Genomic DNA, 23,158 nt, shown 5'->3' with positions numbered 1-23,158 from the left:
GGGAGTGCTGCGCACTCCAGCGGGAGCAAGCTCCCTCGCCACAAAAGCTTAATCACTGACCCTCCCCAGCACGATCCGCCCACTGGAGCAGGCGGCCGCCTCATTGCGGTAGGCGAAGTACAACTTGCCGCGCTCCTGGTCGAACCGCAGGTGCAGTTCGATCCGGTCATCCGGGCGTACCAGTTGCTGGAACTTCAGCACTTCCATCCCGGCGAACGGCCCCGGCAGCTTGAGCAGTTGCTGGCCCAGGCTCAGCGCCCAATCCACTTGCACCACACCCGGTAGCACCGGGGTTTGCGGGAAGTGGCCGCTGAAGTAGGCGAGGTCCGGCGGGATCGCCAGTTGCAGGGTCCATTCACCGTTGGCTTCGACTTGTTCCAGTACTTCCGGGGCTTTCGGGCGCGGTGCCAGCAGCAGGGCTTCGACGTCGGCCTGGGGCAGCTTGCCTTGGGTGTTCAGCGGCAATTGGCGCAACAGGCGCCAGCGGCGGGGCAGCGCCAGGGCTTCGCAGTGTTGGCTCAAGTGCTGGCGCAGGGTTTGGGTGACAGTGCGCCGGCCCTGGTTACGCAGGGCATGCAAGCCGTCTGCGCTGAGCACCACGAGGGCGCCGAGGGAGGCGCGGTTTTCCTGCACCACGCCCAGGCGCGTTTCGGCGACCCAGGCATGGTCCATCAGCGCTTGTTCGAGCATCGGCAGGGAGATGCGTTTTTCTTCCAGCTTGACGATGCGGTCCAGGCGGCCGAGCAATTCGAAGCGGCCGTCGGCGTGGATGGTGGCGGCGTCGGCGGTCTGTTCGACATGGCCGGCGGGCAGGTATGGCGAGGCGATGCGCAAGGCGCCGTCGGCGTCCTGGCTCAGTTGCACGTCGGCAAACGGCTGCCACGGTTGTTCGCCCTGGCGCCAGGCGATACCACCGGTTTCCGAGCTGCCGAGGATTTCCGTCGGCCATTGCTGCAGGCGCTGATGCAGGCTGCCGGCGGCCTCAAGGGGCAAGGCGCCGCCGGAGGAAAACACCCGTTTGACCCGTGTAAGCGCTGGCCAGTCGAGGTTGTCACCCATGCGCTTGAGGAGCGCCGGGCTGGCGACCCAGGCAAATTGCGCATGCTCGCGGCTGGCGCGCTGCAAGTCCTCGGGAAATGCCAACTGTTGGCGCACAAAGGTGCGCCCGGCACACAACGGCCACAGCACCCGAAACAGCAAGCCATAGATATGCTGGGTGGCGACGCTGCCGATGATGCACGCCTCGCCCAGGTCGGCGCCCCACAAGGTTTCCAGCGCCTGGACTTCATTGGCCATCTGCCGCAGGGTTTTGTCGATGCGCTTGGGTTCGCCGCTGGAGCCGGAGGTGCACAGGCTCAGGCAGCAGGCGTCCAGGTCCAGGGCCGCGGCGCTTAATGGCGCTTGATACAGCGCATCCAGGTCGCCAGCTTTGGTCAGCCAGGCATCGACGACATCATCCCAGCGTTGGCGCGTTTGCGGTTGCAGGTCAGCGGGCAACAACACGCTGACGCCTGCACGCCATGCACCCAGCAGCGCGATCGCCAGCAAGCCGGCATCTTCCAGGTACACCGCCAGGCGCTGGATGCCCCGGGCTTGCAACCCGGCGGCCAGGCTCAGGGACTTCTCCCACAGGTGTGGGTGATCCAGGGCAGGTTCGGTGGTGACCAAACGCTGCTCCACAGGCTCAAGCAGCAAGTGCTCAAGATTCAACCAATTCATACGCGGCCTCGAACCCTTTGTCGTACCAGCCATTCCACGGCAAACAACAGCCCCATCAGCCCGTAGGCGATCATGCCGTTGTACAACGTCCACCAGCTCAGCGGCGCCCACAGGGTGAGGGCGGCGGCGAGCAGGCCGTTACACAGGAAAAATACACTCCACACCACGGTGACCTTGCGGGTATACACAATCGCTTTTTCGGGCAGTTGCGGCTCGCTCATGCGCGCCAGGCGCTCGACCATCGGCGGCCCGTATTTCAGGCTCAGGCCGAACAGTGCCAGCATGAAGGCGCTGACCAGGCTCGGGTACCAGCGCAGCATCTGCGGGTTGTCGAACCAGGCGAGCAGCAGACAAAAGACAATGATCGCCGCCGCCATCCAGCGGCTGCCCGGGCGCCTGGCGCCGGTCAGGGCGCGCAACAGCCACAGGCTGCCCAGCAGCAGGCCAAATTGCCACGGGGCAAAATGCTCAGTGCCGTAATACACCGCAAAAGGGTACAGCAGCCCCGCCAGCAACAGGCCAAGGGCGATCAGCCGGCTCATGCGGCCGGTTGAACCAGGCGGTAGACCGCCTCGACCACGTCATTCACGGTACGCACGGCCTTGAACTCTTCGGCGGCGATTTTCTTGCCGGTCTGGCGCTTGATGTGGTCGATCAGGTCCACTGCATCAATGCTGTCGATTTCCAGGTCCTGGTACAGGTTGGCGTCGAGCGTGACGCGTTCCGGTTCCAGTTCAAACAGTTCCACCAGGGCGTCGCGCAAGGTGTTGAAAATATCGTCACGAGTTTGCATGGTACGGTCTCAAGCTGCCTGTCGGGCCGTGACGAACGCCGCGAGGCTGGCCACGTTGGTGAAGTGATTGCGGGTGTCCTTGGCGTCGGCATCGATCTTGATGCCGTACTTTTTCTGGATCGCCAGGCCCAATTCCAGGGCGTCGACTGAATCCAGGCCAAGGCCTTCGCCGAACAGGGTTTGCTCGTTGCCGATGTCGCTCTCGCTGATGTCTTCCAGGCCCAGGGCCTCGATGATCAGCGTTTTTATGTCGTGCTCAAGGCGGTGTTGGTCGCTCATCTTCGGCGAGCTCCTTAATAAAATACTGGTGCAGGTAATCGTTGAGCTTGCGTGATGCCTGGGGCGCGGGCCCTTGTGCGGCAAACGCCTGTGGTTCTATATCGGCACCCACGCGCAAACTGAAGTGAAAGCGGCGATTCGGGATGCGATACCAGGGTTCGGCCTTGGTCAGGGTGGTGGGGCTGACCTTGATCACTACCGGAGTGATGATGCTCGCACCGCGCAGGGCAATGGCGGCGGCGCCGCGATGAAAGGTCGGTGCCTGGCCCGGTGAGGTGCGGGTACCTTCCGGGAAAATGATCAGGGTCTGGCCGTCCCGTAGGGCATCGGCGGCGGCGTCGAGCATGTCGGCGCTGCCGTCGTTGCTGATGTAGCCGGCGTCGCGCACCGGGCCCCGGGTGAAGGGGTTCTGCCACAGGCTCTGCTTGACCACGCAGTTGGTCTGGCGCATCTGGGCGATCAGGAACACCACGTCCACCAGCGATGGGTGGTTGGCAATGATCATCTGGCCCGGGCGGCCGAGCTTTTCCGCGCCTTCGACGCTGTAGGTCAGGATGCCCAGGCGCGTCATCATGCGGATAAACAACCAGAACAGGCAGCTGATGGTGTGGCGGGCGCGTCGCTGATGCTGTTTGGCATCACCCGGCAGGCAACTGAGCAGCGGAAACACCAGGACACGCAGGCACAGGCCGCCGAGGCCAAACAGGGCGAAGGCGGTGGCAGTGGCGAACAGGCGCCAGTAGTAGGCCTTCCGGGGCTTTTCGGTCAGGACTTGCGTTGCCAGTTCCATACTCGGTTCTTCCAGGCATGTTGGCAGGCGCCCTGTTCGTTCAGCAGGGTGCGCAGCAGGTTCAGGGCGTGGGGCCACTGGGCTTTGGTGGTGGGTTGGACAGCGGCTGTATTCAGTTCCAGCTGCCACTCGTCGCCCGGTGTCAGCAGCAGGCCGAGGGCGTAGGGGAAGGGCACGTCCTCGATCCAGCGCGCATAGGCTTCGGGGGGCTGTTCCTCGGTAATGATCAGCAATACAGCCGGTGCGCCTTCATTGAGCAGGGCAGCGGCTTCGAGCATGCCGTGCTCCAGGCCATCGCCGGCGGCGGCGAGGGCGGTCATTTCACTGGTTTCATTGCGCAGGATCGACCACAGGCCAATCACCGCGTTATGCACCGACAGGCTGAACTGGGTCGGCGACAGGGGCTCGTCGTTGGCCAGGTCGCTGAGAATATCGAGGGTGCGTGGGGTTTCGCCGTGACGGGAAACAAACACCAATGGCAACTGTTGCAAGCCTTCGGCCAGGGGCCAGCCCACACTGAAGGCCATGCGCGCCAGGCGGCTCAGGCGCCGGCGCTGCATGGCCGGCAGGAAGGACACGTCGGGTGCCGCGTCGCTGCGGGCGAGCAACATCGGCTGCCGGCACCAGGTACGCCAGTCGTCCGCGCTTTCGAGCCCGGGAGCCCAGGCGCGCCATTGGGCGATGTTGAAATTGATCACTGAGAAGTTATCCCGCCCCTGCGGGCTTCCTTGTGCGGCCATTGGCCCCGAATACCGGGACAGGGTGCAATCGCCGAATGGCGCGCATTATCCCGGTGCTGCGGGGTTCTAGCAAACTTTGGTAAAGAATTGTTCACGGATGATTACAAATTCGCTGGAAAGAATTACCGATTGTCCATCATGCAGGTAGGGCAGCAGGTGTCAGGCAATTCCTGCTTTGTCGGACAGACGGGAAATTGTTATGCGAGATAGAGCCTCTGATGCTGTAGTACAGGAACAAACGAGGTAGCTAACGGGCGCTTTTGCCCTCTACACTCGGGTCATTCATTGATACACGGAGGTTTTTCCATGCGGCGCGTGGTGTTCAACCAAAAAGGCGGTGTTGGCAAGTCCAGCATTGCCTGCAACCTGGCGGCGGTCAGCGCCAGCGAAGGCTATCGAACCCTGTTGGTGGACCTCGATGCCCAGGCTAACTCTACCCAGTACCTCACCGGGCTGACCGGCGACGATATCCCCATGGGAATCGCCGACTTCTTCAAGCAAACCCTGTCTTCCGGGCCGTTTTCGAAGAAGAACCAGGTGGATATCTACGAAACCCCGTTCGACAACCTGCACGTCATCACCGCCACCGCGGAACTGGCAGACCTGCAGCCCAAGCTCGAGGCCAAGCACAAGATCAACAAGCTGCGAAAGCTGCTGGATGAATTGAGCGAGGGCTACGACCGGATCTACCTGGATACGCCGCCGGCGCTGAACTTTTATGCCGTTTCAGCGCTGATTGCCGCTGATCGCGTGCTGATCCCCTTCGATTGCGACAGCTTCTCCCGCCAGGCGCTGTATGGCCTGTTGGCCGAGATCGAAGAATTGAAGGAAGACCACAACGAAGGGCTGGAAGTGGAAGGCATCGTGGTCAACCAGTTCCAGGCCCGGGCGAGCCTGCCGCAGCAGATGCTGGATGAATTGATTGCCGAAGGGTTGCCGGTACTGCCGGTGTACCTCACCAGCTCGGTGCGCATGCGTGAATCGCACCAGGCGAACATGCCGCTGATCCACCTGGACCCACGGCACAAGCTGACACAGCAGTTTGTGGAATTGCATAACTTGCTGGAAAACGCGTGATTTAGCAGGCAACACATCACCCATGTGGGAGCGGGCTTGCTCGCGAATGCGGTGGATCAGTCGAATTCTCTATTGACTGACTCACCGCATTCGCGAGCAAGCCCGCTCCCACATTTGGTCTTTGTTTCTACAGGGAAATCGTCGTCTTGCGCCGTTGCCTACAGTTACGCCAGAATCCGCCGGCTTGTGCGTCTGGATGGGCGTCTCTAAGGTTGCTCGGTCGCTGAATTCTCAGTGATCGGGTTTAGTAGCCCGAGTGTTTGTCGTTAAGTGCATAAGCTTCATCTTTCAGGCGCTGAGTCTGTGCTTGATGGTAGCTGTGCGTAGGGCGTCTTCGGGCGCGCCGGCTTCGACATTTCCCGGTCTACTAACCTGCGTACAGCTGCCACCCTAATTCGTTTAGTAGCGATCAGATGGCGGCTCCAATCAGGAATGTCGACCATGTTTAAAGCTACTCCAAATCCCCCGTCGTACCTTTTTACAGTCAGCCCCGGCCAAGCCACCGAAACCCTGATCCTCAATACCTACGAAACCTTCTCCTCAGTCACCACCCTCTTGCTCGACCTTTCCGACGACCTCACCGGCAAGCAGCGCGATGTCGCGTTGGCCATTCATCAGTTGAGCGAATTGGGCGTATTGCTGATGGGGCAGGTGATGGACCGGGGCGTCCCGCTACCTCAAACGCCCTGACTGCGCAGCCAGCTCATCAACTGCGGTAACGGAAACGCACCGCTCTGACGCGCCACTTCCCGGCCATTCTTGAACAGGATCAGGCTGGGAATCGAGCGAATCCCCAACTGAGCGGATAACTGCTGATTGGCCTCGCTATCGAGCTTGGCCAATCGGCACTTCCCGGCCAACTGCCCGGCGGCCTGCTCAAACACCGGCGCAAACGACTTGCACGGCCCGCACCATTCGGCCCACACATCCACCAGCAACGGCAGGTCGCCCTTGATCTGGCTGGCGTAATCGCCCTGTTTCAGCTCAAAGGGTTTGCTTAACAGCACCGGTTGCTTGCAACGCCCGCATTTAGGCGCATCGCCCAGGCGTTCATTGGGGATGCGGTTAAGACCGTTGCAGTGGGGGCAGGGGATTACTAGAGAGTCGGACATGCTGGGCTCCGTGAAAGTGGCCAATGGGTTCTATTTGGAGCCGGGAAGGGTGTTTATCAAGGTTCGACGCTAGTGACGTACGCGTTCACATTTTTGGTGGTGACTTCTATCGCGGCGTATCTAGGCTGTTGAAGGGTGCTTGGAATTGCGCCACTGGTCCGCCAAGGAATATCGCAGATTGCGATATTTTTTCGGCAAGACTAACCTTCATAGCAAGATGCGATAAGGATGTTGCATGCGAGTGATCAGCGAAAAAAGGATATGGGAAGCGAAAGAAAGATGGCCGCATTCAGCCACGGCACTGGATGAGTGGTATCGCAGAATGAAACGCAACAGTCCCGCCGACTTTGCGTCGATGAAAGGAATGTTCCCTGCAACAGACAAAGTCGGGCAGTTCCATGTGTTTGACATCGGGGGCAATAAGCTGAGGTTGATTGCCTTCGTGCATTACCAAGTACAACGAATTTATATCAAGTACCTGTTCGATCACCGTGAATATGAGCAAGGTAAATGGAAGGAGAAAATCAGATGAGCGCACTCATCAGGCAGGCTGCCGAACACTGGCAATTTGTTTCGCCATTGCTGCGCAAGCCAAGAAACGAGGCGGACTACGATACCTTGGTCAGCGCCCTCGACGAATTGCTGGACCTGATAGGCGAAGATGAATCCAGCCCGCTCATGAGCCTGGTGGATATCCTCAGTGACTGGATCGAGGCCTACGATCTCGAGCACCGGCCGATGCCCGTTGCCAGTGGCGTTGAAGTGCTACGTTCAATGATGCGAGAGCATGGCTTGACCCAAAGTGATCTCCCGGGCGTTGGTGCGCAGTCGGTTGTCTCTGAAGTACTTAGTGGCAAACGCCAGCTCAACCTGCGGCAGATTCGTTGGCTGGCGGAGCGCTTTGGGGTTTCAGTGGAGACCTTTATCTAGGTCGCGCTATGAAGAACAACTAATCTCCAAATGCTTCCCCCAATCCGGCGGCCGCTGGGCGTATCGTTCCATCCCCGGCTGCTCTTCAAACGGTTTGGTCAGCACTTCATGCAGCCGGCGCACTTCGCTGTAATCCCCAAGCTCCGCCGCCTGGATGGCGTTCTGCGCCAAATAGTTGCGCAGGATATAAAGCGGATTCACCCCATGCATCCGCTCACGTCGCTGTTCTTCTGTGCCGCTGGCGTCGCGCTCCACACGGGCTTTGTACAGGTCTGCCCACTCATCAAATCCCTTGAGGTCGACAAAGTCGTCGCGCAACCGCGCCACGGCCAACGCGGCTGATTCATCCCCCAGCCGGCGGAAGAACAGGGTGTAATCGACGCCGCTGTTCTGCATCAGTTGCAGCAGGCGCTCCACCAGTTTCTGATCGTCATCTTCGGCGGTGGTGAGGCCCAGTCGGCGGCGCATCAGGTCCAGGTAGTGGGCCTGGAACAACGGCAGATACAGCCCCAGCGTTTCCCGCAGCGCCTCGACGCTGATAAACGGCGTCAACGCCTGGGCCAGTGCGCTCAGGTTCCACTGCCCGATCGGCACCTGGTTGCTGAAGGAATAACGCCCTTCATGGTCGGAGTGGTTGCAGACGAACTGCGCGTCGAAATCGTCCAAAAATGCAAACGGCCCGAAGTCGAAGGTGATGCCGAGGATCGACATGTTGTCGGTGTTCATCACTCCATGGCAGAACCCATAGGCCTGCCACTTGGCGATCAACTCGGCATTACGCTCGACGATTTCGCGGAACATCGCCAGGTACGGCTCGGGCTGTTCCATGCATTCCGGGAAGTGCAGGGACAGCACGTGCTCCGCCAATTGCTTCTGCAATTCAGGCTTCTTGGTGTAGTAGAAATATTCGAAATGCCCAAAGCGCACGTGGCTGTGGGCCAGGCGCAGCACCATGGCGGCGCGCTCCTGTTTCTCGCGCCACACCGGCGTGGTGGAACCGATCACACACAGTGCACGACTGCTGGGAATGCCCAGCGCATGCAGTGCTTCCGACGCCAGGAACTCCCGGATCGACGAGCGCAACACCGCACGACCATCGCCCATGCGCGAGTACGGGGTTTGCCCGGCACCCTTGAGGTGCAGGTCCCAATGCTCGCCGGCCTGGTTGTACACCTCGCCCAGCAACAATCCGCGGCCATCCCCCAGTTGCGGGTTGTACGAGCCAAACTGATGCCCGGAATAGATCATCGCCCGCGGCTCGGCCTCGGCCCACAGCTTGTGCCCGCCGAACAGCTCGGCAAATACCGGTGTTTCGGCCACGGCGGGGTCGAGATCCAGCAGCGCCATGGCTGCCTCGCTCGCCACCACTAAACGCGGTTCGTCGATGGGCTCGGGCAGCACATGGGTTGAGAAGCCGTCGCCCAGGCGGGCGAAGCGGTTGTCGAAGGTCAGTTCGTCGAGGGCTTTCAACGGCCATCTCCTGAGCAGAATGTCCGACCATTCTGCTGGGGAGAGCGCGTTTAGTCGAGTTTGGCGGGCGGCGGCTCGGGCAGGTCCTGGTCCTGGGCGGGCGGCAGGATGGTCCGGTTTTCTTCTTCCACCGGCACCAGCTTGTATTCCTGGCCATGCAGGTTCTTCAGGTAAACCTCCATCTGCCGGAACGAGATGTTGATGTGGTGGTTCTTGAACTCGCGGTTGATGAAGCGGTTGACCTCATCGATCACCGGGTTGCGGTCGCCCAGGTCCCGTACATGCATGCGCAGTTCGTGATCGAGGGTGCTTTCACCGAAGTTGAGGAAGTACACGTGGGGCGCCGGGTCCTTCAACACGCGTGGGTTTTCGGCGGCGGCCTTGAGCAGCAATTCCTTCACCAGGTCCAGGTCCGAGCCGTAGTCCACGCCCAGCTTCAGGGTGACCCGGGTGATGGTGTCGGTCAGCGACCAGTTGATCAGTTGCCCGGTGATGAACGTCTTGTTCGGGACAATGATGTCCTTGCGGTCGAAGTCGGTGATGGTGGTGGCACGGATGCGGATCTTGCTCACCGTGCCCGACAAGTTGCCGATGGTGATGGTGTCGCCGATCCGTACCGGGCGCTCGAACAGGATCATGATGCCGGAGATGAAGTTGGCGAAGATTTCCTGCATCCCGAAACCCAACCCCACCGACAGCGCGGCCACCAGCCATTGCAACTTGTCCCAGCTCACGCCGAGGGTCGACAGGGTGGAGACAAACCCGACGCCGGCAATCACATAGGACAGCAAGGTGGTGGTGGCGTAGGCGCTGCCCTGGGCCAGGTCGAGCTTGGACAGCACCAACACTTCCAGGAGGCCGGGCAGGTTGCGCGCCAGGGCGAAGGTGATGCCGATGATGATCAGGGCGCCGAGCAAGTCGCCGATGCTGATGGGCACCATGCTGATATTGGCGCCGGTGCCGCTGGTGTATTCGTAGAGGGTGACGTTGTCCAGGTAGGAAAACACCGAGATCAAGTCGGACCATACCCAGTACAACGCAGCGATAAAGCCGCCCAGCAGCGCCAGGCGAATCAGGCGCATCGACTGTTCGTTGACCTGTTCGATGTCCAGGGTCGGCTCTTCGATCACTGCTTCACCCTCACCGGCTTCCTTGGCGGCCTGGCGTTTGGCCAGGGCCCGCGCATAGGCCAGGCGCCGTGCCGCAACGCCCAGGCCACGTACGAAGGTGGCTTCGATCACCAGCCAGAACATCAGCAGGTACAAGGTGTTGATCAGCCGGTCGCTGAGCTTGAGGGCGGTGTAGTAGTAGCCAAAACATACGGCGATAAATAGCGCCACCGGCAGTGCCGTAAACACCAGGCCCACGGCCTTGCGAAACAGCGAGGCTTTTTCGTGGGTCGGGCTGTTGAGCAGCAGGCGCCCGAGCAGCCACGCCATCAGTGCGTAGCAGGTCAGTACCACGCCGATGCCCAGCACATCGTCGGCCAGCGCTGCCGGCTGATGCTCGGCGATGGCCACCACGGCCACCAACGCCAGTACCACGAGCCCGAGCTTGCGTACCCAGCCCTGGAGGAATTCGACCTGGGGTTTTTCCCAGCGGAAGTGCAATTCGGCGACGCCGCCAGGCGCGAGGATCCGATACGCGGTGTAGAACACCAGCCACGCCTGGGCGATCTGCAGCAGGGCGGCGCCGAGGTTGGCGTTTTGCCCGCGGGCGTCGATCTGCAGCGCATAGCCGCAGAGTGCCAGGCCCAGGGCCACCGGCATCGCCAGCGCGATATTCACCAGGATCGCCACCGGCGTGTGCCACTGGCTGTCGCGTTTGAAGTGGCCGATGTCCATATGGATTTTTTTCAGCCGGGCATACAGGTAGCTGCGACGCCACAGCAGCGCGCCGATCAACAACAGCAGGGGCAGGAACAGCAGCGGACGCTGGGTCAGGCCGTCATACAGCTCGCTGACGCTGGAGGCCCACGGCAGGGTATTGACCTGTTTGCTCAAGTGCGCCGGTACGGTTTCCAGCCATTCGGTATCCAGCGGCTTGTTGCTGGGAATCCAGAACATCTGTTCGTCGAGGGTCGCCCGCAAGGTGGTGGCGGTGCTCAGCAGTTGTTTCTGGTTCAGTTGCAGGGTGATGGATTCGTTGAGCAGTGCGCTCAGTTCCCGGCTCAAGCGCTCCAGCAGGTCGCTGCGGGTGATCGCCAGTTCCAGCAGGGTGCGCCGCAGTTGTGGCGTCACCTGGTCGGCCGGCTGGTTGGCCAGCAAGCTGTCGACGTAGGTGCTCGGGGTGCTGATCAGTTCGCGCTGTTGATTGACCTCGAACTGGTACAGGCGAATGTTGGCGATGTCATCCGCCAGGTCGCGGTCCACGGTCAGGCGCGGGAGGGCCTGCTTCTGTTTGTAGAGGATCTTGGACAGTAGCAGGCTGCCCTTGAGCACGTTGATCTGCTCGTCCAGCGCCGAGTCGCTTTGGGTCACGCTGTCCAGTTGCTGCTTGGTTTGCAGGTTTTTCTGGGTCAGCTCGTTGAGCCGGTCAGTGCTTTTGAGCAGGTAGTCGGACAGTTTCAGGTTGGCCGCGCTTTCCGTGGCGAGCAGGCTGCTGCCACCGGCCTTCTGGGCTTCGATGGACTGCTGGGTCACGGTTTCCTGGGACTGGGCCAGGCGTTTCTGGTTGATCAGGGTTTGCAGGTCCTGGATTTCCTGCTCCAGGCGCGCGGTCTTTTCCAGCACCAGGTCGTGCTGGCTGTTGCCCAGGTCTTGCAGTTGGCTGTTGCCGGCCAGTTCCTGGCGGCGCAGGGGAATCAGCGCGTTGAGGGCGGCCAACTCGGCGTTCAGCTGGTTGCGCTGGTCACCGCTGAGGGTCTTGCCGTTGTCTTTACCGGCCTTGAGGGTCGCGTTGATCTGCTGGATGCGTGTCTGGCTGCTGCTGATTTCGGTCTGGGCGCGCTCGGGACGGGTTTGGGCCGCGATGGTCAGGCTGTTGGCGTCGGCCAGTTCCTTTTGCAGGTCGCCTTGCTGGGTGGTGCGCTGCACCAGCAGTTGTTCAAGTTGCGGCACCGGCAAGGTGGCGTAGCGCTGGGCGACCGGAATCACCTTGGTGGCCTTGAGGCGAGTCAGTTCGCGCTGGTTGTCGACGGTCTGGCGCGGCGCGTCTTCGAGCTGGCGCTTGAGGTCCACCAGGCGCTGCTGGTAGTCCTGCTGGTTGCCCAGGAAGGTGAGCGTTTGCTGCAGGATGCTTTGCAGCGCCTTCATGTCGGCGTCGGGCAGCTTGCGGTCCGGCAGCTTGTCCAGGGTTTGCTGGACGGAATCGATGCTGGGCGGGTCGGCCGCGTGTACGGTGCCGACGCAGAGAGTCAGGCCCAGCAGGGCAGTGGCGAGAAAAGTGCGCAGGGTTGTCATAGAGACCGGTCGAGCAAGGTGAAAAATAGGGGGCGTCCCGACATCGACTGGCGCGCCGTCGCCCCGCAGTTTAGAGGAAGAGTCCGGGGCCCGGGCGACTTCCTTCGGGGAATCTGACGCCGACTTTGCCGATCTTGTTCCCGTCCATGACCGCGACGGTCCAAATGGTGTTGTTCCATTCCACCTGGTCGCCGACGACCGGCGCACCGCCGACTTTCTGGGTGATGAAACGACTCAGTGGCATGTCCGGGTCGATGCCCTCGAGCTTGAGCCCGTACAGGGCCGAAACCGCGCCCAGCTGGGCGTCGCCTTCCAGGACGAAGTCACCGAAGAAGCGCAGGTCGAGGCCCCGTTGTGGTGCCTGGCTGAACAGTTTGCCGAGGGCCGGCAAGTTGTGTTCATGGCCGATTACGCACAGCAGATCGTCGACTTCGAGCACTGTACTACCCGACGGATGGAGCAGTTGCTGGCCACGAAACAGCGCGGCGATCCGCGTGCCTTCGGGCATTTTCAGCTCCCGCAGGGCGGCGCCGATGCACCATTTCTCGGCGCCCAGGCGGTAGACGAACAGCTCCCACTCGCTGGTGACGTGCACTTCCAGGGCCGCCCGGGAAATCGGCGCCGGCTCTGGCGGTACCGTCACTTTCAACAGTTTGGCGACCCACGGCAGGCTCGTGCCCTGCACCAGCAACGACACCAGCACGATAAAGAACGCCAGGTTGAAGTACAGCTGCGCGTGGGGCAGGCCGGCCATCAGCGGGAACACCGCCAGAATGATCGGTACCGCACCGCGCAGGCCGACCCAGGCGATAAAGGCTTTCTCTCGGCCATGGAAGGCCTTGAACGGCAACAGGCCGACGATCACCGACAGCGGCCGTGCGAAGAGAATCATCCACAGCGCCAGGCCCAGAGCCGGCAGCGCGATGGGCAGCAAATCATGGGGCGTGACCAGCAGGCCCAGCACCAGGAACATGCCGATCTGTGCCAGCCAGGCCATGCCGTCGAGCATATGCAAAATGCCGTGCCGGCTGCGCACCGGGCGGTTGCCGATCACCAGGCCGCACAGGTAAACGGCGAGGAAGCCGCTGCCGTGCAGGGCGTTGGTCAGGGCGAACACGAAAAGGCCGCCGGAAATCACCAGGATCGGGTACAGGCCGTTGGCCAGGTTGATCCGGTTGACCATCTGCAGCATCAACCAGCCGCCGCCCAGGCCGATGATGCCGCCGATGCCGAACTCGCGGATCAGGTGGCCCAGGAGGCTCCAGTGCAGGCCGGTCTGGCCGCTGGCGAGCATGTCGATCAGGGTGACGGTGAGGAACACCGCCATCGGGTCGTTGCTGCCGGATTCGATTTCCAGGCTGGCGGTGACCCGTTCGTTCAGGCCTTTGCCGCCCAGCAGCGAGAACACCGCTGCGGCGTCCGTGGAGCCGACGATGGCGCCGATCAGCAGGCCTTGAATGATGTTGAGGTTGAACAGCCAGGCGGCTGCCATGCCGGTGAGGCCGGTGGTGATCAGCACCCCGACCGTCGCCAGGGACAACGCAGGCCAGAGGGCTACACGGAAACTGGCTACCCGCGTTCGCAGTCCGCCGTCGAGCAGGATCACGGCCAGGGCGAGGTTGCCCACGAGGTAGGCAGTCGGGTAGTTATCGAAGATGATGCCGCCGCCGTCGACGCCGGCGATCATGCCCACGGCCAGGATGATTACCAGGATCGGAATCCCCAGGCGGGACGAAAGAGAACTCACCAGAATGCTCGCACCTACCAGCAACGCGCCGATCAAGAACAGGCTGTTGATGGTCGTCGCATTCAAAGGCAGTACTCCATGAGCAGGAAAGACGAGGCGCAAACTGACCATGCAGTCTGCGTGCCAGCGATTCTAACCTGTTGAATTGCTGTGCTGTCAAAAAGGTTTTGAATGGCTGGCGCATATTCAATGTGGGAGCGGGCTTGCTCGCGAAAGCGGTGTGTCAGTCGCCTTATGCGTAGCTGATCCACCGCATTCGCGAGCAAGCCCGCTCCCACATTTTTAGCCCTGCGGTATCCGTTAAAGCCTGAACCGCCCCACCATCCCGTTCAAATCCACCGCCAACCGCGACAGCTCACTGCTCGCCGCACTGGTCTGGCTGGCGCCGGTTGCCGACTGCACCGACAAGTCACGAATATTCACCAGGTTGCGATCCACTTCCCGCGCCACCTGCGCCTGCTCTTCGGCGGCACTGGCGATCACCAGGTTGCGCTCGTTGATTTCAACGATGGCAGTGTTGATGGTGTCCAGCGACATCCCCGCACCCTTGGCGATGTTCAACGTCGATTCCGCCCGCTCGGTGCTGTTGCGCATCGAATCCACTGCATGCTCGGTACCGGCCTGAATGCTGCCGATCATCCGCTCGATTTCGCTGGTGGACTGTTGGGTGCGGTGGGCCAGGGCCCGCACCTCATCCGCCACCACCGCAAAACCACGCCCGGCTTCACCGGCACGCGCCGCTTCAATCGCGGCGTTCAGGGCCAGCAGGTTGGTCTGGTCAGCCAAACCACGAATCACGTCCAGCACCTTGCCGATGTCCCGGGACTCTTCCGCCAGGTTGCCGATCAAGGTGGCAGTGGCTTGCACGTCGCTGCTCATGCGTTCAATGGCGCTGACGGTTTCCTGCACCAAATCACGTCCATCGCCCGCAGACGACGTGGCGTTCTTCGAGGCTTCGGAAGTGCTGACCGCGTTGCGGGCCACTTCTTCAACCGCGCTGGTCATCTCGTTCACCGCCGTGGCGGCCTGTTCGATTTCGTTGTTTTGCTGGGTCAGGCCACGGGCGCTTTCGTCGGTCACGGCATTCAGCTCTTCCGCGGCGGAGGCCAATTGGGTGGCCGAGCCGGAAATGCGCTGCAAGGTGTCCTTCAATTTGTCCTGCATCTTGGCCATTGCCAGCAGTAGTCGGCCGGCTTCGTCGTGGCCTTCCACCTTGATCGGGCGCGTCAGGTTGCCTTCGGCGATTTCCTCGGCGGCATCCAGGGCCTGGGCGATCGGCAGGGTGATGCTGCGGGTCAGCAACCAGGCGAACAGCATGGTCAGCGCCGTGGCGAGGATCAGCAGGATCACCACCAGCTCAAACGCCATGTCGTACTGGTCGGCAGCTTGCTGGTTGGTGGCCAGCGCCATCTTGTTGTTGATGTCCAGCAGCCGGTTCAGTACGGCGTTGACCTGATCCGAGTTGTTCAGCAGCTCGGTATTCAGCAGCGTGCGCAGCTCTTCCACCTGATTGGCCCGTGACAGGCTCTTCATGCGCTCTTCAATCTGATGGTACTGGGCCAGCAGACGCACGTATTCATCGTAGGCAGCACGTTCTTCGCTGCTGTCGATCAACTTCTCGTAGACCGCCTGGGCCGTACGAATCTGCTGATTGCGCACGTCAAAAGACTCAAGGGTCTTTTGCTGGACGTCAGGCTCGCGGTTGGTCAGCAGGCGATACGACAGCACCCGCAGGCGCAGGGTCAGTTGAGTGAACTCGTCCAGGGCGCGAATGCTCGGCACGCTGCTAAGGGTGATGTCTTCCGTCGCCGCACGGATCTTGCTCATCTGGTTCAGGGCGAACACACCGAGAAACAACATCAGCGCGCCAATCAACGCGAAGCCGAGAAAGGCCCGCGGCGCGATATTCATATTACGAAGAGACATGTTGTGATCCTGGGGAGAAGCGCGATCCATGCGGGGTTTGAGCGGGGTGTCCATGACCTATCGGTCATACGACTAAAGTCTTGAGGGGGTGCGCGCTTTTGTCGCAGATCGGGGCGGGCCGACGGGATTCAGGAACCAGATGCCATAAATGCAGTCACTAAGGCTCGAAAGCGTGGCCTGCCCTGTAAAATCAAGGCCCCGCGCCAGGGATAACCCTGGCATCCGAGGTGAATTTTCTTTATCGTCACCGCCCTTTGAAAAAGCCCGAGAAATCAAAATGTTAGAAGCATCCCTCAGCCAATTGGAACAACTGGTCAGCGACCTGGTACAGCAGAACCAGGATCTACTGGGCACCAACGAATCCCTCAAGGCCGAACTGGCTCGCGCCAAGGATGAAAACGACAGCTTGCAGCTGAACCTGATGGAACAGGAAGAAAAGCAGGGCGCCACAGCTGCCCGTATCCAGGCGTTGGTTGAGCGTGTGAGCGCAGGTCCTGTCGGCGCATGAATGAAGGGATAAAGGTCGTTTCGATTCTCGGTGAGGATTACTCGATCAAGGCACCGGAAGGGGAAGACAACACCCTGATGAGCGCCGTGACGATGCTCAAGGCATCCCTGGCCACCACCAAGAAAAAGTACCCGACGCTGATCGGTGACAAGCTATTGGTGCTGGCGGCGCTGAACCTGTGCGCCGAGCAGATCGAAATGCAAAAGCACCACCAGCAGGAACTCGACCGTTACCAAGAGCAAGTCAGCGCCACGGTCGAGGTGATTTCCAAGGCAATCGGAACGCCTTAGAACCACTCATCCTGCATCCCCAGGCACGTGTCATCGCGTGCCTCGAGAATCGCCAGTTCATGATGGCAGCCCGGTATTTCCCACGTCAGGAAGTACCGGGCGGCCTGGAGCTTGCCCTTATAGAAGGCGACATCGGCAGCATTGCCCCTGGCCAGCCCTTCCTCGGCGCGAATTGCCTGTTCCAGCCAGCGCCAGCCGATCACCGTATGCCCGAACACCTTCAGGTACAGCGCCGAATTCGCCAGGCTGCTGTTGACCTTGCCCTGGGCGAGATCCGTCAACAGGCCGAGGGTGACCTCTTGCAGGCGCGCCACCAGTTGTTCCAGCGGTTCCCGCAAGGCATTCAGCGACGGATACTCCTGTGCCCGTGCGCCGGTCTCGGCGATCAGGCGGATCAGTTGCTTCAAGCCCGCACCGCCGTTCTGCGCCAGCTTGCGCCCGAGCAAGTCCAGCGACTGAATGCCGTGGGTGCCTTCATGGATCGGGTTCAGACGGTTGTCGCGGTAGTACTGCTCCACCGGGTATTCGCGGGTGTAGCCGTGGCCGCCGAGGATCTGGATCGCCAGTTCGTTGGCTTTAAGGCAAAACTCCGACGGCCAGGATTTGACGATCGGCGTCAGCAGGTCCAGCAGTTCGTGGGCCTGTTTGCGCTCGGCTTCGTTGGGCAGAGTAGTGGTGTCATCGAACAACCGTGCGGCGTACAAGCCAAGGTCGAAGGCGCCTTCCACGTAGGCTTTTTGGGTCAACAGCATGCGTTTGATATCGGCGTGCTGGATGATCGACACCGGCGCGGTGTTGGGATCCTTGCTGTCGGGCAAGCGGCCTTGGGGACGTTCACGGGCATATTCCAGGGAGTACAGGTAGCCGGCGTAACCCAGCATCACCGCGCCCATGCCCACGCCGATCCGCGCTTCGTTCATCATCTGGAACATGCAACTCAGGCCCTGGTGCGGCTGGCCCACCAGGTAGCCGACGCACTCGCCGTTATCGCCGAAATTCAACGCGGTCGAGGTGGTGCCACGCCAGCCCATCTTGTGAAACAGCCCGGCCAGCAGCACATCGTTGCGCTTGCCCAGGCTGCCGTCGTCGTTGACCAGGAACTTGGGCACGATAAACAGCGAAATGCCCTTCACCCCGGCAGGTGCGTCCGGCAGCTTGGCCAGCACCATGTGCACGATGTTTTCCGACAGCGGGTGATCGCCGCCGGAGATGAAGATCTTGTTGCCCTTGAGGCGATAGCTGCCATCAGCCGCCGGCTCTGCGCGGGTACGAATATCCGACAGCGATGAGCCCGCATGGGGCTCGGTCAGCGCCATGGTGCCAAAGAAGCGGCCTTCGATCATCGGTTGCAGGAAGCGTTGCTTCTGCTCCTCGGTGCCGAAGCTCTCGATCAGGTTGGCGGCGCCCATGGTCAGGAACGGGTAGGACGTGGATGCGGCGTTGGCCGACTGGAAGTGGGCGAAACACGCCTGGGAGAGCAGGGTGGGCAGTTGCATGCCACCGGCTTCGAAGCTGCGGGCGGCGTTGAGAAAACCGGCTTCGAGGAAGGCATCTACCGCCGGTTTCACCTCGGGAATCAGAATCGCCTGACCGTTTTCGTAGCGTGGCTCGTTCTCGTCGCCCTTGCGGTTATGCGGGGCGAAGAACTTCTCGGCAATGCTGCGGGCGGTGCCGATGGCGGCGTCGAAGGTTTCACGGTTGTGTTCGGCAAACCGCTCGCGCTGGGTCAGGCCCTCGGCATCGAGGACTTCGTACAGCTCGAAAGCCAGATTGCGGGAACTGAGCAGCGTCTCGGACATGGCGGCTTACCTGTGTGGGAATGGGCCTGAGTCTAAGTGCGCAAATAGAGGCTGGATAGCAAGATTGATCTGGGTGATGGAGGGGCCAAACAACAGCGGTGAGTTGCAAACACGGTCAGTGTGGGAGCGGGCTTGCTCGCGAATGCGGTGGATCAGTCAGTACATCTGGCGACTGACACTGCGCATTCGCGAGCAAGCCCGCTCCCACATTTTGACCGCGTTTCGTCAGTTAGCCGATAGTCATCAGGCTGGCGTTACCACCCGCAGCAGCAGTGTTGACGCTCAACGCCCGTTCGATCACCAGGCGCTCCAGGGCAATCCCGGTTTCGCCCGAAGACAAACCGTGAACCCCGACAATCGCCCCGCCACGCTTGGCCACTTGCTGGCAAACCCCGCGCAGTTGGTCGGAATCACCGTGATGCAGCACGGCATCAAACACGGTTTCATCCTTGGTCCAGTCAGCCACCCGCGTGATCTTCGCCTGAATATCCTTCGGCAAGCGTGCGAACACGGCCTTGGTCAATTCAGTTTCCGGCCATACCGCCGAGCCGCCGACTGCCAGCACGGCCGCCAGTTGCGTCAGCAGGTCGCCTTCCACTTCCGCCAGGCACAACACGTGCTCGCGGGGCAGGATGGCATAGCTGTTGCGCTCGCCGGTCGGGCCGGCCAGTTGGCGGGTGATACCGCTTTGGGATTGCGCGGCGAACTGCACGCACAGGGCGCTCAAGTCGCTCAGCTTGTTGCTGTCGGCCCAGGCTTTCAGGGCGGTCAGCGGCTTGCTCATGACATCCCGCAGGCGAACATCCGGTGCGGCCAGTGCATCACCACGAACGAAGGATTGCTCGATGGCGTCCGTAGGACGGGTCGACAGCAGACGGTACAGATACAGCGGGCCGCCAGCTTTCGGGCCAGTGCCCGACAAGCCTTCGCCACCGAACGGCTGCACGCCGACCACGGCGCCCACGATATTGCGGTTAACGTAGACGTTACCGGCATGGACGTTGTCGATCACCTTGGCGATGGTCTCGTCGATGCGGGTGTGCACGCCCAGGGTCAGGCCATAGCCGGAGGCATTGATCTGGCCGATAAGCTGGTCGATCTCTTTGCGCTTGTAGCGCACCACGTGCAGCACCGGGCCGAAGATCTCCCGTTGCAGTTCGTCGAAGCTTTCCAGTTCGATCAGGGTTGGCATCACGAAGGTGCCGCGCTTGATCTCTTCGCTATCGGCAATGGCGACCTGGTAAACGTTGCGGCCTTTGTCGCGCATGGCCTGGATATGTTTCTCGATGCCAGCCTTGGCTTCGGCGTCGATCACCGGGCCGATATCCACCGACAGGCGCTCCGGGTTGCCGAGGCGGCATTCAGCCATGGCACCTTTCAGCATTTCGATGACGCGGTCAGCGGAATCTTCCTGCAAGCACAGTACGCGCAGGGCCGAGCAACGTTGGCCGGCACTGTCGAAGGCCGACGACACTACGTCGATCACCACTTGTTCGGTGAGTGCCGAGGAGTCGACGATCATTGCGTTCTGGCCACCGGTTTCGGCGATCAGCGGAATCGGACGACCCTGTGCATCCAGACGGCCGGCGACACTGCGTTGCAGCAAGCGCGCAACCTCGGTGGAACCGGTGAACATCACGCCCTTGACGCGATCATCACCCACCAGGCGCGCACCGACGGTTTCGCCCTGGCCCGGCAGCAGTTGCAGCACGCCTTCCGGAATCCCGGCTTCCAGCAGCAGGCGCACGGCTTGTGCGGCCACCAGCGGTGTTTGCTCGGCAGGCTTGGCCAGTACCGGGTTGCCGGCGGCCAGTGCAGCGGCGACCTGCCCACTGAAGATCGCCAGCGGGAAGTTCCACGGGCTGATGCACACCACCGGACCCAGCGGGCGGTGAGCGTCGTTGGTGAAATCGTTGCGAGCCTGCACCGCGTAGTAACGCAGGAAGTCCACGGCTTCACGCACTTCGGCGATGGCGTTGGCGAAGGTCTTGCCTGCTTCGCGGGCCAGCAGGCCCATCAGCGGCTGGATCTCGCCTTCCATCAGGTCGGCGGCACGTTCCAGGATCGCGGCGCGTTCGGCGGGCGGGGTGGCCTGCCAGATTGGCGCAGCGTTCAGGGCGCACTGGATGGCGTTGTCGACGTCTTCGACAGTTGCTTCCTGTACGTGGCCAACCACGTCACGCAGATCCGACGGGTTCAACACTGGTGCAGCCGCTTCATTGCTGGAAGCGCAACCGAGCATCGGCGCGGCTTTCCAGTTGTTATGCGCGGTAGCCAGCAAGGCGCAGGACAGCGACGCCAGGCGGTGTTCGTTGGCCAGGTCGATACCGGCGGAGTTGGCGCGCTCGGCACCATACAGGTCGCGGGGCAGCGGGATACGCGGGTGCGGCAGGCCGAAGCCGCCTTCCAGCGTCGCCATCTGCTCGATGCTGGCCACTGGATCGGCCACCAGCTCCTGGATCGAGATGGATTGGTCGGCAATACGGTTGACGAACGAGGTGTTGGCGCCGTTTTCCAGCAAGCGACGCACCAGGTAAGCCAGCAGTGTTTCGTGGGTGCCGACGGGTGCGTACACGCGGCACGGACGGTTCAGCTTGCCTTCGGAGACCTTGCCTACAACCTGCTCGTACAGAGGCTCGCCCATGCCGTGCAGGCATTGGAACTCGTACTGGCCGGGGTAATAGTTCTGACCGGCAATATGGTAAATCGCCGACAAGGTGTGAGCGTTGTGGGTGGCGAACTGCGGGTAGATAACTTCCGGTACCGAAAGCAGTTTGCGTGCACAGGCAATGTAGGAGACGTCGGTGTACACCTTGCGGGTGTACACCGGATAGCCTTCCAGGCCTTCGACCTGGGCGCGCTTGATTTCGCTGTCCCAGTACGCGCCTTTTACCAGGCGGATCATCAGACGGTGGCGGCTGCGGCGTGCCAGGTCGATCACGTAGTCGATCACGTACGGGCAACGCTTCTGGTAAGCCTGGATCACAAAACCGATACCGTTCCAGCCCGTCAGTTGCGGCTCGAAGCACAGGCGTTCCAGCAGGTCGAGGGACAGCTCCAGGCGATCGGCTTCTTCGGCGTCGATGTTCAAACCGATGTCGTATTGCTTGGCCAGCAGGGTCAGCGACAGCAGGCGCGGGTACAACTCGTCCATCACGCGCTCGTACTGCGCACGGCTGTAACGCGGGTGCAGGGCCGAGAGCTTGATGGAAATGCCCGGGCCTTCATAAATCCCGCGACCGTGGGACGCCTTGCCGATCGAGTGGATGGCTTGTTCGTACGAGGCCAGGTACTTCTGGGCGTCGTGTTCGGTGAGTGCGGCTTCACCGAGCATGTCGTAGGAATAGCGGAAGCCCTTGGCTTCGAACTTGCTCGCATTGGCCAGGGCTTCGGCGATGGTTTCACCGGTGACGAACTGCTCGCCCATCAGGCGCATGGCCATGTCGACGCCCTTGCGGATCATCGGCTCGCCGCTCTTGCCGATGATGCGGCTCAGGGATGAGGTCAGGCCGGCTTCGTTGTGGGTCGCGACCAGTTTGCCGGTCAGCAACAGGCCCCAGGTGGCGGCGTTGACGAACAGCGACGGGCTGTTGCCCAGGTGCGGGTGCCAGTTGCCGGTGCTGATCTTGTCGCGGATCAGTGCGTCGCGGGTGCCCTTGTCCGGGATGCGCAGCAGCGCTTCGGCGAGGCACATCAGCGCTACGCCTTCCTGGGACGACAGGGAAAATTCTTGCAGCAGGCCCTGGACGATGCCTGCACGGCCGCCGGCGCTTTTCTGATTGCGCAGTTTCTCGGCGATCGAAGAGGCGAGCTTGTTTGTGGCCTCGGCCATTGCCGCGGGCAAGCGAGCCTGCTCGATCAGCATCGGCACCACTTCCGGCTCCGGGCGACGGTAGGCGGCGGTGATCGAGGCGCGCAGTACGGATTGCGGCAGGATGCTTTCGGCAAATTCCAGGAAGCACTGGTGGGCGTGGTCGGTCTGGACCTCGCCGGCTTCTTCCGCGTCCTTGCTGCCCAGGCCGTTGAGCTCGGCCAGGGTTGCACCACCCTCGAGTTTCTCCAGGTAATTGAAAATCGCCTGCTTGATCAGCCAGTGCGGCGTGCGATCAATGGAGGTCGCGGCCGCCTTCAGGCGCTCGCGGGTCGGGTCGTCAAGTTTGACCCCAAGGGTGGTCGTAGCCATCTTTTTATCCTCATGGGTGCCACTACTGCGTGGCATCAGCTGGCGGCAAGATTAGCTTTGCGCCGAGAGAGGTGCAACCGGGTGCAACCCTTTTTATCCATGAAATTTTTGATGCTGATCGGGAAAAATTATCGTTGCAGCCGAATCGGCTGCGCCTTGGTGCATTTGCTTCTGACTTTGGCTGCTCTTGCTCCGAAAAGGAGCAAAAACACGGTGTTTTCCACAAAAAACATCGAGGTGCAACTTATTCTCAAGAAACTGGTTGCACCTTATTTGCTTTGTTGAATAGCATTCGCGCCCAAGGTGCAACCTCTTACTGACGGTTCATCGGCTGATGGCTTTCCTGGGGAAACGTCAGTCATAAATGCGCGGCGCCAGGCTTCGTCTATCCACT

The 23,158-nt window shown here is 61.3% G+C and carries 20 protein-coding genes; 7 read left to right on the top strand and 13 right to left on the bottom strand.

The window, feature by feature from the left end:
- Positions 1–48 precede the first annotated feature (48 nt).
- From HX821_RS23225 to HX821_RS23200, 6 genes are read right to left on the bottom strand one after another with little or no spacing between them, the layout of a single operon-like run.
- Positions 49–1,719, bottom strand: coding sequence for an acyl-CoA synthetase family protein (locus HX821_RS23225; RefSeq protein ID WP_177036469.1), 1,671 nt, complete (start codon positions 1,717–1,719; stop codon positions 49–51).
- Positions 1,716–2,261, bottom strand: a complete 546-nt coding sequence (locus HX821_RS23220; RefSeq protein WP_177036466.1) for a hypothetical protein — start codon at positions 2,259–2,261, stop codon at positions 1,716–1,718. The genes HX821_RS23225 and HX821_RS23220 overlap by 4 nt, the downstream gene beginning before the upstream one ends.
- Complete coding sequence (locus HX821_RS23215; RefSeq protein WP_003209389.1) at positions 2,258–2,512, bottom strand: acyl carrier protein; 255 nt, start codon at positions 2,510–2,512, stop codon at positions 2,258–2,260. The genes HX821_RS23220 and HX821_RS23215 overlap by 4 nt, the downstream gene beginning before the upstream one ends.
- Before the next feature lie 9 nt (positions 2,513–2,521).
- Entirely contained in the window at positions 2,522–2,791 is a 270-nt protein-coding gene (locus HX821_RS23210) for a phosphopantetheine-binding protein (RefSeq protein ID WP_008439197.1), read from the bottom strand.
- Positions 2,769–3,581 carry a 1-acyl-sn-glycerol-3-phosphate acyltransferase gene (locus tag HX821_RS23205; protein WP_102367952.1) on the bottom strand — a complete coding sequence of 271 codons (813 nt, stop codon included), beginning with the start codon at positions 3,579–3,581 and terminating at the stop codon, positions 2,769–2,771. The genes HX821_RS23210 and HX821_RS23205 overlap by 23 nt, the downstream gene beginning before the upstream one ends.
- The gene (locus HX821_RS23200) at positions 3,557–4,279 is read right to left on the bottom strand and encodes a beta-ketoacyl synthase chain length factor (RefSeq protein ID WP_087692510.1); all 723 of its coding nucleotides are present in this window, start codon (positions 4,277–4,279) and stop codon (positions 3,557–3,559) included. The genes HX821_RS23205 and HX821_RS23200 overlap by 25 nt, the downstream gene beginning before the upstream one ends.
- A gap of 348 nt (positions 4,280–4,627) precedes the next feature.
- On the opposite strand from HX821_RS23200, the gene HX821_RS23195 reads away from it, so the two are divergent.
- Positions 4,628–5,398 (top strand): ParA family protein, encoded by a 771-nt coding sequence (locus HX821_RS23195; protein ID WP_177036464.1) that lies wholly within the window; start codon positions 4,628–4,630, stop codon positions 5,396–5,398.
- Between the two features lie 441 nt (positions 5,399–5,839).
- On the top strand, positions 5,840–6,088 hold the full coding sequence (locus tag HX821_RS23190; protein WP_003209399.1) for a DUF6124 family protein: 249 nt from the start codon (positions 5,840–5,842) through the stop codon (positions 6,086–6,088).
- Here the strand turns inward: HX821_RS23190 and trxC are convergent.
- Positions 6,076–6,510 carry a thioredoxin TrxC gene (gene trxC / locus HX821_RS23185; protein WP_003209402.1) on the bottom strand — a complete coding sequence of 145 codons (435 nt, stop codon included), beginning with the start codon at positions 6,508–6,510 and terminating at the stop codon, positions 6,076–6,078. The genes HX821_RS23190 and trxC overlap by 13 nt on opposite strands.
- Before the next feature lie 235 nt (positions 6,511–6,745).
- Between trxC and HX821_RS23180 the strand changes: the two genes are divergently transcribed.
- Both HX821_RS23180 and HX821_RS23175 read left to right on the top strand, forming a co-directional pair.
- Complete coding sequence (locus HX821_RS23180) at positions 6,746–7,042, top strand: type II toxin-antitoxin system HigB family toxin (protein WP_093202502.1); 297 nt, start codon at positions 6,746–6,748, stop codon at positions 7,040–7,042.
- A complete protein-coding gene (locus tag HX821_RS23175) occupies positions 7,039–7,440 on the top strand; it encodes a type II toxin-antitoxin system HigA family antitoxin (protein WP_008439186.1) in 402 nt (133 codons plus the stop codon). The genes HX821_RS23180 and HX821_RS23175 overlap by 4 nt, the downstream gene beginning before the upstream one ends.
- Before the next feature lie 6 nt (positions 7,441–7,446).
- Here the strand turns inward: HX821_RS23175 and selO are convergent, their stop codons facing one another.
- The 4 genes from selO to HX821_RS23155 all read right to left on the bottom strand — a co-directional run bounded on the left by selO (position 7,447) and on the right by HX821_RS23155 (position 15,984).
- On the bottom strand, positions 7,447–8,910 hold the full coding sequence (gene selO / locus HX821_RS23170; RefSeq protein WP_177036462.1) for a protein adenylyltransferase SelO: 1,464 nt from the start codon (positions 8,908–8,910) through the stop codon (positions 7,447–7,449).
- 50 nt (positions 8,911–8,960) lie between these two features.
- Complete coding sequence (mscK, locus tag HX821_RS23165; RefSeq protein WP_008439184.1) at positions 8,961–12,311, bottom strand: mechanosensitive channel MscK; 3,351 nt, start codon at positions 12,309–12,311, stop codon at positions 8,961–8,963.
- Positions 12,312–12,381: 70 nt separating this feature from the next.
- A complete protein-coding gene (locus tag HX821_RS23160; RefSeq protein WP_003209410.1) occupies positions 12,382–14,124 on the bottom strand; it encodes a potassium/proton antiporter in 1,743 nt (580 codons plus the stop codon).
- Positions 14,125–14,358: 234 nt separating this feature from the next.
- Positions 14,359–15,984 carry a methyl-accepting chemotaxis protein gene (locus HX821_RS23155; RefSeq protein ID WP_177036460.1) on the bottom strand — a complete coding sequence of 542 codons (1,626 nt, stop codon included), beginning with the start codon at positions 15,982–15,984 and terminating at the stop codon, positions 14,359–14,361.
- 277 nt (positions 15,985–16,261) lie between these two features.
- On the opposite strand from HX821_RS23155, the gene HX821_RS23150 reads away from it, so the two are divergent.
- Together HX821_RS23150 and HX821_RS23145 are read left to right on the top strand one after the other, a co-directional pair.
- Entirely contained in the window at positions 16,262–16,492 is a 231-nt protein-coding gene (locus HX821_RS23150; protein WP_010169256.1) for a hypothetical protein, read from the top strand.
- Positions 16,489–16,782 carry a cell division protein ZapA gene (locus HX821_RS23145; RefSeq protein WP_003209415.1) on the top strand — a complete coding sequence of 98 codons (294 nt, stop codon included), beginning with the start codon at positions 16,489–16,491 and terminating at the stop codon, positions 16,780–16,782. The genes HX821_RS23150 and HX821_RS23145 overlap by 4 nt, the downstream gene beginning before the upstream one ends.
- Here HX821_RS23145 and HX821_RS23140 read toward each other — a convergent pair.
- Both HX821_RS23140 and putA read right to left on the bottom strand, forming a co-directional pair.
- Positions 16,779–18,581, bottom strand: a complete 1,803-nt coding sequence (locus HX821_RS23140; RefSeq protein WP_177008300.1) for an acyl-CoA dehydrogenase — start codon at positions 18,579–18,581, stop codon at positions 16,779–16,781. The genes HX821_RS23145 and HX821_RS23140 overlap by 4 nt on opposite strands.
- Positions 18,582–18,810: 229 nt before the next feature.
- Entirely contained in the window at positions 18,811–22,764 is a 3,954-nt protein-coding gene (gene putA, locus HX821_RS23135; RefSeq protein ID WP_177036458.1) for a trifunctional transcriptional regulator/proline dehydrogenase/L-glutamate gamma-semialdehyde dehydrogenase, read from the bottom strand.
- 29 nt (positions 22,765–22,793) lie between these two features.
- On the opposite strand from putA, the gene HX821_RS23130 reads away from it, so the two are divergent.
- Positions 22,794–23,084, top strand: a complete 291-nt coding sequence (locus HX821_RS23130) for a hypothetical protein (RefSeq protein ID WP_177036456.1) — start codon at positions 22,794–22,796, stop codon at positions 23,082–23,084.
- Positions 23,085–23,158 lie beyond the last annotated feature (74 nt).

Source organism: Pseudomonas sp. B6001 (assembly GCF_013386015.1).
Classification (GTDB): domain Bacteria; phylum Pseudomonadota; class Gammaproteobacteria; order Pseudomonadales; family Pseudomonadaceae; genus Aquipseudomonas.
Note: the sequence above shows the minus strand (reverse complement) of the source record. Positions and strands in the feature narration are given on the sequence as shown.

What these genes read in the sequence shown, in the direction of transcription:
- HX821_RS23225 (WP_177036469.1), bottom strand. Translation starts at nt 1,719, where the DNA reads ATGAATTGGTTGAATCTTGAGCACTTGCTGCTTGAGCCTGTGGAGCAG.
- HX821_RS23220 (WP_177036466.1), bottom strand. Translation starts at nt 2,261, where the DNA reads ATGAGCCGGCTGATCGCCCTTGGCCTGTTGCTGGCGGGGCTGCTGTAC.
- HX821_RS23215 (WP_003209389.1), bottom strand. Translation starts at nt 2,512, where the DNA reads ATGCAAACTCGTGACGATATTTTCAACACCTTGCGCGACGCCCTGGTG.
- HX821_RS23210 (WP_008439197.1), bottom strand. Translation starts at nt 2,791, where the DNA reads ATGAGCGACCAACACCGCCTTGAGCACGACATAAAAACGCTGATCATC.
- HX821_RS23205 (WP_102367952.1), bottom strand. Translation starts at nt 3,581, where the DNA reads ATGGAACTGGCAACGCAAGTCCTGACCGAAAAGCCCCGGAAGGCCTAC.
- HX821_RS23195 (WP_177036464.1), top strand. Translation starts at nt 4,628, where the DNA reads ATGCGGCGCGTGGTGTTCAACCAAAAAGGCGGTGTTGGCAAGTCCAGC.
- HX821_RS23190 (WP_003209399.1), top strand. Translation starts at nt 5,840, where the DNA reads ATGTTTAAAGCTACTCCAAATCCCCCGTCGTACCTTTTTACAGTCAGC.
- trxC (WP_003209402.1), bottom strand. Translation starts at nt 6,510, where the DNA reads ATGTCCGACTCTCTAGTAATCCCCTGCCCCCACTGCAACGGTCTTAAC.
- HX821_RS23180 (WP_093202502.1), top strand. Translation starts at nt 6,746, where the DNA reads ATGCGAGTGATCAGCGAAAAAAGGATATGGGAAGCGAAAGAAAGATGG.
- HX821_RS23175 (WP_008439186.1), top strand. Translation starts at nt 7,039, where the DNA reads ATGAGCGCACTCATCAGGCAGGCTGCCGAACACTGGCAATTTGTTTCG.
- mscK (WP_008439184.1), bottom strand. Translation starts at nt 12,311, where the DNA reads ATGACAACCCTGCGCACTTTTCTCGCCACTGCCCTGCTGGGCCTGACT.
- HX821_RS23155 (WP_177036460.1), bottom strand. Translation starts at nt 15,984, where the DNA reads ATGTCTCTTCGTAATATGAATATCGCGCCGCGGGCCTTTCTCGGCTTC.
- HX821_RS23150 (WP_010169256.1), top strand. Translation starts at nt 16,262, where the DNA reads ATGTTAGAAGCATCCCTCAGCCAATTGGAACAACTGGTCAGCGACCTG.
- HX821_RS23145 (WP_003209415.1), top strand. Translation starts at nt 16,489, where the DNA reads ATGAATGAAGGGATAAAGGTCGTTTCGATTCTCGGTGAGGATTACTCG.
- HX821_RS23140 (WP_177008300.1), bottom strand. Translation starts at nt 18,581, where the DNA reads ATGTCCGAGACGCTGCTCAGTTCCCGCAATCTGGCTTTCGAGCTGTAC.
- putA (WP_177036458.1), bottom strand. Translation starts at nt 22,764, where the DNA reads ATGGCTACGACCACCCTTGGGGTCAAACTTGACGACCCGACCCGCGAG.